Annotated in this window: 10 protein-coding genes; 4 read left to right on the top strand and 6 right to left on the bottom strand. The window is 72.5% G+C overall.

The genetic code is table 11. The features are described 5' to 3' along the window. Window positions 1–95 precede the first annotated feature (95 nt). Window positions 96–530: a VOC family protein gene (locus ACWD3D_RS25980; protein WP_451463206.1), complete on the bottom strand. Its 435-nt coding sequence runs from the start codon at window positions 528–530 to the stop codon at window positions 96–98. A 199-nt stretch (window positions 531–729) separates the two neighbouring features. Continuing rightward, window positions 730–981, bottom strand: a complete 252-nt coding sequence (locus ACWD3D_RS25975) for a hypothetical protein (protein WP_451463205.1) — start codon at window positions 979–981, stop codon at window positions 730–732. 167 nt (window positions 982–1,148) lie between these two features. Here ACWD3D_RS25975 and ACWD3D_RS25970 point away from each other — a divergent pair, with 167 nt between their 5' ends. Continuing rightward, complete coding sequence (locus ACWD3D_RS25970; protein WP_451463204.1) at window positions 1,149–1,655, top strand: MSMEG_6728 family protein; 507 nt, start codon at window positions 1,149–1,151, stop codon at window positions 1,653–1,655. 12 nt (window positions 1,656–1,667) lie between these two features. On the opposite strand, the gene ACWD3D_RS25965 is transcribed toward ACWD3D_RS25970, so the two are convergent. After that, on the bottom strand, window positions 1,668–2,375 hold the full coding sequence (locus ACWD3D_RS25965; protein WP_451463203.1) for a ScbR family autoregulator-binding transcription factor: 708 nt from the start codon (window positions 2,373–2,375) through the stop codon (window positions 1,668–1,670). Between the two features lie 255 nt (window positions 2,376–2,630). On the opposite strand from ACWD3D_RS25965, the gene ACWD3D_RS25960 reads away from it, so the two are divergent. After that, window positions 2,631–3,629: a ScbA/BarX family gamma-butyrolactone biosynthesis protein gene (locus tag ACWD3D_RS25960; RefSeq protein ID WP_451463202.1), complete on the top strand. Its 999-nt coding sequence runs from the start codon at window positions 2,631–2,633 to the stop codon at window positions 3,627–3,629. 87 nt (window positions 3,630–3,716) lie between these two features. On the opposite strand, the gene ACWD3D_RS25955 is transcribed toward ACWD3D_RS25960, so the two are convergent. Beyond that, window positions 3,717–5,036 carry a cytochrome P450 family protein gene (locus ACWD3D_RS25955; protein WP_451463201.1) on the bottom strand — a complete coding sequence of 440 codons (1,320 nt, stop codon included), beginning with the start codon at window positions 5,034–5,036 and terminating at the stop codon, window positions 3,717–3,719. A gap of 154 nt (window positions 5,037–5,190) precedes the next feature. After that, a complete protein-coding gene (locus tag ACWD3D_RS25950; protein WP_451463200.1) occupies window positions 5,191–6,483 on the bottom strand; it encodes a serine hydroxymethyltransferase in 1,293 nt (430 codons plus the stop codon). 352 nt (window positions 6,484–6,835) lie between these two features. Between ACWD3D_RS25950 and ACWD3D_RS25945 the strand changes: the two genes are divergently transcribed. Continuing rightward, a complete protein-coding gene (locus ACWD3D_RS25945; protein WP_451463199.1) occupies window positions 6,836–8,599 on the top strand; it encodes a hypothetical protein in 1,764 nt (587 codons plus the stop codon). 54 nt (window positions 8,600–8,653) lie between these two features. Here the strand turns inward: ACWD3D_RS25945 and ku are convergent, their stop codons facing one another. Beyond that, window positions 8,654–9,865 carry a non-homologous end joining protein Ku gene (gene ku / locus ACWD3D_RS25940; RefSeq protein WP_451463207.1) on the bottom strand — a complete coding sequence of 404 codons (1,212 nt, stop codon included), beginning with the start codon at window positions 9,863–9,865 and terminating at the stop codon, window positions 8,654–8,656. A gap of 129 nt (window positions 9,866–9,994) precedes the next feature. Here ku and ligD point away from each other — a divergent pair, with 129 nt between their 5' ends. Next, window positions 9,995–10,912: a non-homologous end-joining DNA ligase gene (ligD, locus tag ACWD3D_RS25935; protein WP_451463198.1), complete on the top strand. Its 918-nt coding sequence runs from the start codon at window positions 9,995–9,997 to the stop codon at window positions 10,910–10,912. Window positions 10,913–11,010: the final 98 nt, after the last annotated feature.

Raw genomic sequence — 11,010 nt, 5'->3', positions numbered from 1 at the left:
CGGCGCGCAGACGGCCCGGCGGCCGGCTCGGGCACGGGCGGTCGCGCGGGAAGCGGCGCCGCCCCCGGCGGTCGCCGCGGTGCCCGGCGCGGACCTCAGTCGAGGCAGAACTCGTTGCCCTCGACGTCCCGCATCGCGATGCAGGACTCGTCGAAGCCGTCGGCGCGCATGACCCGCACGCACACCGCGCCGAGCGCGACCAGCCGCGCGCACTCCGCTTCGAGTACGGCCAGGCGCTCGTCACCCACGAGCCCGATGCCGGCCCGTACGTCGAGGTGGACCCTGTTCTTGACGACCTTGCCCTCGGGAACCCGCTGGAAGTACAGCCGCGGGCCCGCCCCCGTGGGATCCACGCAGGCGAACGACGCGCCCCGGCGCTCGGGCGGCAGCGAGCGGTCGTAGTCGTCCCAGCTCCCGAATCCCTCCGGCGGCGGCGGTACGACGTACCCGAGCACCTCGCACCAGAAGCGGGCGACGCGCTCGGGTTCCGCACAGTCGAAGGTGACTTGGAACTTCTTGATCGATGCCAACCGGTCCTCCGGGGACGCTCGCCGTCGACCCGGGGACCGCCCACTGTCGCGTGCGCGGCGGTCCCGGATCGCGTACCGGCGGGCGAGCCTGCCACGGGTATCACCCGGGACTCAATCGGTTTTTGCGCGCCGGACGCCCTGGCGGCGGGGGCACGGATGCCGTGGCGGCGGGGGTACGGGGCCCGGACGCCCCGGCGGCTCAGCCCGTGGACTCGTCCGGGGTCGGGTGCTCCGGGTGGACGCCCGCGTTGCGGGCGGCGTGTGCGCCCGCGCCGGCCTCGTCGGGGTCGGCCTCGTCGGAGTCGTCCTCCTGGTCCACCCAGGGCGGCGCGGGGACGTCCAGGGCGTCCTCGCCCTCCTGTACCTGCTGGTCGGGCATGTCGGCGGGTACCGGCGGCGGGCTTCCCGAGGCGCCGGTGTACACGGGGCCTTCCGGCCTGCGGTCGGTCATCTGAGTTCTCCGTTCGACGTGCCCATGGTTGCCGGAGCGCGGATGCGCCGCCACTTCGCGTACCCGGAGCGTTCCGGGTGAATCCGTCCGCGCGCCCGGGGTCCGCAGTCGGATGAAACGGCGCCGCGACGGGTGCCGGTGACCGCGGGCGCGGTACACGCTCTTCCATGCAGACGTTCCTGCCGTACCCGGACTTCCGACGCAGTGCCCGTGCGCTCGACGACCGCCGCCTCGGGAAGCAGCGGGTGGAGGCGATCCAGGTGCTGCGCGGGCTGACGGTGCCCGGCTACGGCTGGCGGCGGCATCCCGCCGTCCGGATGTGGGCCGGGTACGAGGAGGCGCTGGTGCGGTACGGGCTCGACGTCTGCGGGGTGTGGACGGAGACGGGCCGGGCGGACACCTGCGCGGCGACCCTGTCGGCGGACCTCGCCGCGTTCCGCGGACGGGGCCGGGCCCTGGTGCGGAGCCAGGAGGATCTGGCGGAGTCGGGCGAACTGCCGCCCTGGCTCGGGGACGGGGCGTTCCACCTGAGCCATCGCTCCGCGCTGGTGCGCAAGGACCCGGAGCACTACCGGCCGCTCTTCCCGAAGGCCCCGGAGGATCTGCCCTACGTCTGGCCGCGCTCGGACCGCGACCCGGAGGGCGGAGAGGAATCCGCGGTGGGGGGTGGGTAGCGGAGCCCGGGGTCAGGCCGTGCGCGCCGTCGGCCGGCCGGCGCCGAAGGCGTCCGGCCGTCCGGGGTCCGCGTGGTCGTGGCCCTCGGCGGCGGCGCGGGCCTCCGCGAAGGCGCGGGCGCCGCGTTCGGGCCGGGTGTCGAGCCGGCCGAGGACGCCGGGCACCGCGATGCTGGGCAGCACCAGGTCGTAGAGGAGGGAGATGCGCTCCTCGAAGTCGGCCATCTCGGTGGCGGCTTGGGACATCAGCTGGATTCCGGTGAAGGAGCCGACCATCGTCTGGGCGGTCCGCTCGGGATCGACGTGCGGCAGGACCTCGCCCTGGCCTTGAGCTGCGACGATCTGCTGACTCGTCAGCATCACCCAGTCGTGCCAAGGCTTGCCGAAGAAGCGCTGGTTGCTCTGGTCGGCGGCGATGCGCGCGGCGCCCCGCAACAGTGGCTCCCTCGGCAGCCGGTGCGCGAGGATCAGCCCCATGTCCACGAAGGACTGCAGCTTCAGGGGTTGTTCGGGCGGCGGTTCGGTCACCGCGTGGTCCAGAACGCCTCGTGCCAAATCTTCCTTGGAGGGGAAGTGGAAGTAGAGCGCGCCCTTGGTCACCGCGGCCCGTTCCAGGATCTCCTGGATCGTCGCGGCCTCGTAGCCGCGCTCGGCGAAGACCGCCGCGGCGGCCGTCAGTACTGCGTTGCGCGTCCTGATCGCGCGCTCCTGCCGTGCCATTCGAGATCTCCTGACGATGCGCCTGACGGGGCTCAGTGTCTCCGGCACGTTCCCCTCAAGAAACCGGCTGGTCCGTATTCTATGGCACCGTTCGCGGCGGCCTCCAGTTGAGGCGGCGCCGGCGGCCGTGTGCCCGGCCGCGCTCCCCGCCCCCAACGGCCCTTACGGCCCGCTTCTTTGAGGGCCTGGCTCATTGCTCCGTATTCGCACTCGAACACCACCGAACACGTGCGCATTCATCCCTGGGGGGAGCACATGCACCACACCGTGAAGCACCACCACACCCCGTCCGTCCCGACGCCCGGTACGGACACGACCACCCCGGTTCCGGCGCCCGGAAGGGGGGTACCCGGCAACGCCCCCGCGGTACGCCCCGCGGACGCCCACCGCGTCCAGCCGGACGACGTACTGATCCGCGGCTACGACCGGCTGGCCGAGAACACGTACACGCTCGACATCGACTGGGCCGGGCGGCACGTCTTCTTCGGACCCGCACTCGGCAGTGTGCACCACCACATGCTGATCGCGCAGACACTGCGGCAGATCGGACTCGGCCTCGCGCACACCGAGTTCGGGATCAGCTCCGCGCACCAGTTCCTGATGAGCGGCATGTCCTACGCCGCCGATCCCCGCCGCGCGACGGACCGGTCGCCGGTCCGCGCCGAGGCCGTCTGCACCTGGACGGCACGCAACGGCATCCGCATAGCGATCACCCTGGAGCAGCACGGGACCGCCTTCGTCACGAGCGAGTCCGGATTCTCCTGGGTGTCGGAGCGGGTCTACCGGCGGCTGCGCGGTTCGTTCATGTCCGCACGGCCCGGGGTCATGCCGTCGCCGGTGGGGGCGGCGGTGGCCGGGCGGAGCTCGGCGGACGAGGTGGTGCTCGGTGTTTCGGACCACCCGGGCCGCTGGCCGCTGATCGCCGACACCGGGAATCCGGCGCTGATGGACCACCCGGTCGACCATGTGCCCGGGCTCGTGATCATGGAGGCGAGCCAGCAGGCCGCGCACGCCGTCGTCGCGGGTGCGGGCACCCGGTCGTGGTGCCCGCTCACCACGGACATGGTCACGTCCCGGTACGTCGAGTTCGACACACCGTGCTGGATAGGCGCTCGCGAAGTCTCCACGGCCGGGACGCCCTTGAGCGGTGTTCCGGGCGGGATCGCGGTGGAGGTGACCGGGACGCAACGCGGTGCGGTCGCGTTCCGCAGTGTGGTGGGAGGAGTGGCCGCTCCGGTCGCCGTACGGGGGTGAGGGGCGCGTAGGCCGTGTCGGGCCGGTGGCGGACGGGTCTCGCGGTCCGTCCGCCACCGGCCTTCCGGCGTGGCGGGTGGTGTCCGCCTACTTCGCCGTGGGCCCGTACCGCAGGACGGGGAGTTCCTGGTGGCCGTTGGAGATGAAGGACTTCACGGGGCGCAGGGACGAGGAGGGGACGGCGAGGTGGAGTTCGGGGAACCTGCCGAAGAGCGCGGAGAGAGCCGTCACTCCCTCCATCCGGGCGAGGGGCGCACCGATGCAGTGGTGGACGCCGTGTCCGAAGGCCAGGTGGTCGCGGCGGGTCGCCCGGGTCAGGTCGAACAGTCCGGCGTCCGGTCCGTGCAGGCCCTCGTCGCGGCCCGCCCCCGCGACGGCCATCACGAGCGCGTCGCCCTTGGGCACGACCACGTCGCCGAGGTCGATGTCCTCGACGGCGTACCGGAGCATGAGGTTCGCGGCGGCCGGCTCCCAGCGCAGGGTCTCCTCGACCGCGTCGGCCCACTCGGCCTTGCCGGTGCGGATCAGTTCGAGCTGCTCCGGGTGGGTGAGCAGCGCGTGGACGGCGTGGTCGATCAGGTTGATGGTGGTCTCGTACCCGGCCGACAGGAAGTGGACGAGGGTGTCGAGGAGTTCCTGGTCCTCCAGGGGGTCCGGGGTGCCGGAGGCGAGTCCGTCGCGCTGGATGGCGACCAGGGCGCTGGTGAGGTCGTCGCCGGGGGTCTCCCGCTTGACGGCGACGAGTTCGTGGAGGATTCCGTAGAGCTCCCCGGCGTGGGCGCGTACCTCGTCGGCCGGGGTCGCGGTGCTGAACAGGGCGTCGAACAGGGTGCAGAGCCGGTCGCGGCTGGCCAGCGGTACGCCGAACAGCTCGCAGATCAGGCGGGCGGGCAGCGGTCCGGCGTACCGGGCACGCAGGTCCACCGGCTCGCCCTCGGGCAACGCCTCGATCTCGTCGAGCAGTTCCTCCGCGATCCGGAGGACGACGGGGGCCAGGGCCTTGGTGCGGTGGGCGGTGAAGGCTCCGGAGACGAGCTTGCGCAGCCGGGTGTGGGCGGGGCCGTACGCCGTGAACATGCTGCGTATGGAGACCCACAGGGCCAGTGACCAGTCGGGTCCGACCTCGCCGTCGATCCAGGCGGGCCAGTGCTGGGCGGCGTCCTTGGAGACGGCCGGGGAGGTGAGCAGCCGGGTGATGACGGCCGGGTCGGCGACGGCCCAGGCCGGGACTCCTTCCGGCAGTTCGATCCGGGTGGCCGAACCGCCCGCGCGGATGCGGGCGGCCTCGCCCTGGATGTCCGTACCGGCCGGGTCGAGCCGGAACGGGCAGCGCGCGGCGGGGAGGGCCGCGGGCTCGGTGGAAGTCCCGGTGGTGGCGACGACGACGTCGCCGTGGTTCGTGTGCATGGTGTGTCTCTTTCCTGGACGGCTCGTGCCTGTCTGGACATTGGCCGCAGAGACGGTTCTTCGGCAAGCGGAGGAAGGTATCGATTTTCCGGCCGGCGCTCCGCGGGCGGTACGGGTGCGCCCCGGCGCCCCGTACCGCCCGCGTCCGCGACGGTCAGGCGAGCGGCAGGCCCGGCGCGGGGTGGGCGTCCATCAAATCCTTGACCTCGGACCGGACTCGGGCGATCACGGTCTCGTCACCGGCGCGTGCCGCGTCGACCACGGTGTCGATCCAGGCCGCCACGTCCGCCATCGCGGAGGCGGGGATGCCGCGCGTGGTGAGGGCGGGGGTACCGATGCGGATGCCGGACGGGTCGAAGGGCTTACGGGTGTCGTACGGCACGGAGTTGTAATTCACCACGATGCCCGCCCGGTCCAGCGCCTTGGCCGCGGTCTTGCCCGGCACGTCCTTGTTGGTGAGGTCGATCAGGAGGAGGTGGTTGTCGGTGCCGCCGGAGACCAGGTCGAAGCCTCGTCCGGCCAGTTCCTCGCCGAGGAGACGGGCGTTGGCCACCACTCGGTGGGCGTAGTCGGAGAATTCCGGGCGGGCCGCCTCGCCGAGCGCGACCGCGATGGCGGCGGTGGTCTGGTTGTGCGGACCGCCCTGGAGGCCCGGGAAGACCGCCCGGTCGAGGGCGCGCGCGTGCTCGGCCGTGCTGAGCAGCATCGCGCCGCGCGGCCCGCGCAGCGTCTTGTGCGTGGTGGTGGAGACGACGTCCGCGTACGGGGCCGGCGAGGGGTGCGCTCCACCGGCGATCAGCCCGGCGATGTGGGCGATGTCGGCCACCAGCACGGCCCCGGCCTCGCGGGCGATCTCGGCGAAGCCCGCGAAGTCGATGGTGCGGGGCACGGCCGTACCGCCGCAGAAGATCACCTTGGGGCGTTCGGCGAGGGCCAGGTCGCGGACCTCGTCCAGATCGATCCGCCCGGTGTCGCGGCGCACGCCGTAACGCACCCCGCGGAACCAGGTGCCGGTGGCGGAGACGTCCCAGCCGTGGGTGAGGTGGCCGCCCATCGGCAGGCCCATGCCGAGGACGGTGTCGCCGGGTGCGCAGAACGCCAGGTAGACGGCGAGGTTGGCGGGGGAACCCGAGTACGGCTGCACATTGGCGTGCGCCATGCCGAAGACGGCTTTGGCGCGCTCGACGGCCAGTGTCTCGACCTGGTCGATGACCTGCTGGCCTTCGTAGTAGCGGCGGCCGGGGTAACCCTCGGAGTACTTGTTCTGGAGAACGGTGCCCGACGCCTCCAGCACGGCGGCCGAGACGTAGTTCTCGCTGGGGATCATCCGCAGGGTGTCGGCCTGGAGCCGCTCCTCCGCGTCGATCAGCCCGGCGAGTACGGGATCGGTGGCGGCGAGCGCCGGGCGGGGCGCGGCGGATTCGAGTACGGGTGCGGGTGCGGTCACGAGACTCTCCCGGGTCGGCCGCGTCGTGCGGCATGGACCCGGATGCCCAGGCGGACGGCCCTCCGGCGGTGGTCCTCCGGCTGGGCTGTGTCTGACACGTCCCGGGCCGGAGCGTGCTGCTTCCTCGTGGTCGGTTCCACGCAACGCCCGAAGGACGCACGCCAGTCGCAGCAGGGACGACGTTACCCGCTCGGCCCGGCGCCCGCCCGGGAATTTGACGGGCGGCACGCGGGCGGGGTGCGGCCCGAGAGCGTGCGGACCGCCCGTGGCGGACCGTCCGGTTCGTGCGTGGATGGGGGAGAAACGGGAAAGAGAGAAGGTGACCGGAAGGGCTCGACGGTGGGGGGACCGTATGGAGTCGGACGAGAGACGCGCACACCCGTACGACGGCGCTTGGGGCTCCGGTCCGGGCGACCGGGGTGGACCGGCCGGCCCGGGTGGGCCCGTGGGCGCGCCGCCGCCTCCGCCGGGGCCACCGACGGTGCCTCCGCCTCCCACCACTCCACCCGCCGCTCCTCCCCCGCCCCCACTGCCGCCTTCGGGTGCGCGGCCTTCACCCGCCGGCCCTCCGCCGCCCGGTGCCGGACTGCGCGCCGCCGCGGCGGGGCTGCTCAGCCTCAGTGGCCTCGGGCTCGGCCATCTGCTCGTCCGCCGCTGGTTCCGCGCCGCCCTCTGCCTCGTGGCGACGGGGCTGCTGCTCCTCGCGGTTCTGCCCGCCGAGCCCGACGGGGTGTCCGGCGGGCTTCTCGTCGCGTACCTCGTGGTGCTTGTCCTGGCCGCGCTCGACGCGGCCAGGATCGCGCGGCGCACTCCGGTCGCCGGCTCCTGGCGGCCAGTGGTGGCCGCCGTGCTCGGACTGGTGCTGCTGGCCGTTCCGGTGGGCGGGGTCGCGCTCTACGGCTCGGCGCGCGACGAGGCGGTCCAGCAGATGCTGCTCGACCGGCTGGAAACGGCCGACCGGGCGGTCGCCGCGGCGGACGGCCAGTCCTTCACCACGGCGAAGGCGGGCTACGGCAAGGCGTTCGCCACCTACCGCGACCTGGGCCAGAAGCACGCGGGCTCACGCGCGGGAAGGCAGGTACCGGACCGGCTGAAGTCCTACTACGAGGCGGTCGCCGCCCCGTACGCCGAGAAGGACTACTGCATGGCCCTGGAGCCGCTGCGCTACCTGCGCACCCTGCCGAAGGGCGCCGGCGCCGAACTGCTGGGCGACCTCGCGAAGTGGCCCGACGAGCCGCTCTCCGAGTCCCTCTACGAGTGCGGGATGTCGGAGCTGGGCACCTACGACGCGGACATCACGTCCGGGTCCGACGGCGCCGAACTGGGCGAGCTGCGGCGGACGTTCCCGGAGTCGGCCGCCGCGGGGAAGGTGGCTCCGGCCGTCGACGCGCGGATCGCCGAGGAGACCGGGAAGCTGGCCGGCGGGGAGCCGTGCACGGTGACGGAGACCCTGCGCAGCATGAGCGGGACCGTCGGCGCCCTGACCGGGGACGGCCTCGAAGCCTCGGCCGCCCGTGCGGACCGGGGCGTCCAGGACGGGGTGTTCGCGTGCGGGGTGGACCAGTTCCGGGAGAAGGAGTTCGGCGACGCGCGCACCACGCTGACCGGGTTCGCCGACACGTACGAGGACGACGATCGGCGCGGGCAGGCGCGGAACATCGCGATAGCCGCCGAGATCGCGGAGGACCGCCCCGAAGCCGGGAACAAGCTGCCTCCGGCGAAGCGTCCGGGCGGTGCCACGATGGAACTGGTCATCAGCAACGACGCCCCCAACGGGGTGGAAGTGCTCTACACCGGCCCGGTCACCGGCAGCGTCACGCTGAAGGCGTGCGGGAGCTGCGGGCGGTACGACAGCACGGCCGCCGGGAACCAGAACGCCTGCAAGGCGAGCGGGAAGAGCTATCCGAAGGCCCGGCTGCGGCTGCCCGCCGGTGACTACCACTTCCTGTACAAGCACGAGACCGGTTCGAGCGTGGACAACTACTCGGACGGCTCGACGATCGAGCCCGGGTACACCTACACCTCGTGCACCTACGTCGTCGAGCAGGACGACCCCTACGGACTGGACCTGCCTTCGCTGGACCTGCCCTCGATCGACCCGGAGGACATCGCCTGACCCTCCCCGCCCCGCCGTACGTGCCGTACGGCGGGGCGGGGCGGGGCGCGGCGGTCAGGCGGACGAGCGTGAACTCCGGCCGCCCGCAGTGCTCTTGTGCGCCGCGGTCTTCTTCGTCGCCGTCTTCCTCTCGGTGGTCTTCTTCGCGGTGGTCTTCTTCGCGGTGGTCTTCGCCGCCGGTTTCGACGCGGTCTTCGTCGCGGAGGTCGCCTTCTTCGAAGTCGCCTTCTTCGAGGCCGTCTTGTGCGCCGCCGGCTTCTGCCCGCCCGTCGACTCCGCCCCACCGGCGGTCCGCGCGCGGGTGGCCTTCCCGCCGGTGGACTTCTTCGCCCCGGTCTCCTTGGGCCGCGACTTCCCGGAATCCCGGCCGGCCGTGCGGGACACCGTCTTGCCGGTCGGGGTCCGGCGCGTGGACCGCCCGATCGGGTGGACGTCGGCCACCTGGCCGTCTCCCCCGGCCTCCTCGCGACCGCCCGCGCCCTCCGCGTCCCCCCGCGACTCCTTCGCCGCGCGGACGCTCTTCTCCAGAGCGGCGACCAGGTCGATGACCTTGCCCCCGGTGTCCGCTTCCACGGCGGGTTCCAGCGGCTCGCCCGCCGCCTTCGCGGCGACGAGCTCCTCCACCGCCTCGCGGTAGTCGTCGTGGAGGGTGTCCAGGTCCACCCCACCGAGGGTGTCCATCAGCGCGTCGGCCAGGTCGAGTTCGGCGTCGCGCACCTTGGTTCCGGCGTCCGGCACGACGTCTTCGGGCGATCTGAGTTCGTCCGGCCAGAGGAGCCCGTGCATCACGATGACGTCCTCGCTCACCCGCAGCATCCCGAGCCGTTCGCGCCCCCGCAGCGCGAACTTGGCGACCGCCACCTTCTCGCTGCGCTTCAGCGCCTCGCGCAGCAGGGTGTACGGCTTCCCGGCCGGAATCCCGTTCGCGGAGAGGTAGTAGGCCGTCTCCATCTGGAGCGGGTCGATCCGGGAGGACGGGACGAAGCCGAGGATCTCGATCGTCTTGTTGGTGGGGAGCGGGAGCGAGGCCAGGTCCTCGTCGGTGATCGGGACGAGGGTGCCGTCGGCGTCCTCGTACGCCTTGCCGGTCTCGGCGGAGGTCACCTCCTCCTCGTCGGCCTCGCAGACCTTGCGGTAGCGGATGCGGCCCCCGTCGGTGAGGTGGACCTGGCGGAAGGAGACGGAGTGGTTCTCGGTGGCGTTCATCAGCTTGACCGGGATGCTGACCAGCCCGAACGAGATCGCGCCGTTCCAGATGGACCTCATGGAACTCACTCTGCGGCTCCTTCCGACGACCCCGCCGAGGTGCCTTCCGGACGGCTGAAGCCGTGCCGCCCGACGGCCGCCCCTGCGGCTTTTTCACACACTTCATCCGATTCGTGTGATTCTTATCGTATGACGCCGATCACACAGGTGGAGGGGCGGCGCCTGGCGCTCAGCAATCTGGACAAGGTGGTGTACCCGGCCACCGGTACGACCAAGGGCGAGGTGCTGCACTACTACGCCGCCACGGTCGCGGGCGCCCTGCTCGCCCATCTGTACAACCGGCCGGTCTCCTTCCTGCGGTATCCGGACGGCGCGGAGGGCCAGCACTTCTTCTCCAAGAACCCGCCGCCCGGTACGCCCGCCTGGGTGCGCACGGCCGGCGTCCCGCACCGGGGGGAGCGGGAGGCGGCCCAGGTCATGGTCCAGGACCTGGCCTCGTTGATGTGGGCGGCCAATCTCATGGTCGAGTTCCACACCCCGCAGTGGCAGGCGGACGCCCCCGCGGTCGCCGACCGGATGGTCTTCGACCTGGACCCGGGCGCCCCGGCGAGCGTGGTGGAGTGCTGCGCGGTCGCCGGGTGGCTGCGCGAGCGGCTGGCCGCGGACGGCCTGCTCGCATACGGGAAGACCTCCGGCTCCAAGGGCCTGCACCTGCTCGTCCCGCTGGAACCGACCCCCTCCGACAAGGTGACGGCGTACGCCAAGAAGCTCGCGGTCGAGGCCGAGGCGGCGATGGGCGACTTGGTCGTCCACCGGATGAAGCGGGATCTGCGCCCGGGGAAGGTGTTCGTCGATTTCAGCCAGAACGCCGCCGCGAAGACCACCGCCACCCCCTACACGCTCCGCGCCCGCCCCGCGCCCACCGTCTCCGCCCCCGTCACCTGGGAGGAGATCGACGAGTGCGGCACCCCCGACGACATGGTGTTCCTCGCGGGCGACATGGCCGCACGGCTGGAGCGGTACGGCGATCTGCTCGGGCCGCTCATCAACCCGAACCGGGCCCGTCCGCTGCCCACTGCCCACCGGGGGCGCCGCCCCGGCGCGTGACGGCTTGGTGATCGGCAGCAGCAGGGAGACCAGGCCGAGTGAGAGACCGAAGGCGCCCACGTAGTCGAAGCTGCCGGGCGCGCGCATCGGCGGCTCGG

This window comes from Streptomyces sp. NPDC002690 (assembly GCF_053592415.1).
This window is presented reverse-complemented; position numbering and strand designations above follow the sequence as displayed.

Coding starts and splice junctions, on each gene's coding strand:
- ACWD3D_RS25975 (WP_451463205.1), bottom strand. CDS start 981: ATGACCGACCGCAGGCCGGAAGGCCCCGTGTACACCGGCGCCTCGGGA.
- ACWD3D_RS25970 (WP_451463204.1), top strand. CDS start 1,149: ATGCAGACGTTCCTGCCGTACCCGGACTTCCGACGCAGTGCCCGTGCG.
- ACWD3D_RS25965 (WP_451463203.1), bottom strand. CDS start 2,375: ATGGCACGGCAGGAGCGCGCGATCAGGACGCGCAACGCAGTACTGACG.
- ACWD3D_RS25960 (WP_451463202.1), top strand. CDS start 2,631: ATGCACCACACCGTGAAGCACCACCACACCCCGTCCGTCCCGACGCCC.
- ACWD3D_RS25955 (WP_451463201.1), bottom strand. CDS start 5,036: ATGCACACGAACCACGGCGACGTCGTCGTCGCCACCACCGGGACTTCC.
- ACWD3D_RS25945 (WP_451463199.1), top strand. CDS start 6,836: ATGGAGTCGGACGAGAGACGCGCACACCCGTACGACGGCGCTTGGGGC.
- ku (WP_451463207.1), bottom strand. CDS start 9,865: ATGAGGTCCATCTGGAACGGCGCGATCTCGTTCGGGCTGGTCAGCATC.
- ligD (WP_451463198.1), top strand. CDS start 9,995: ATGACGCCGATCACACAGGTGGAGGGGCGGCGCCTGGCGCTCAGCAAT.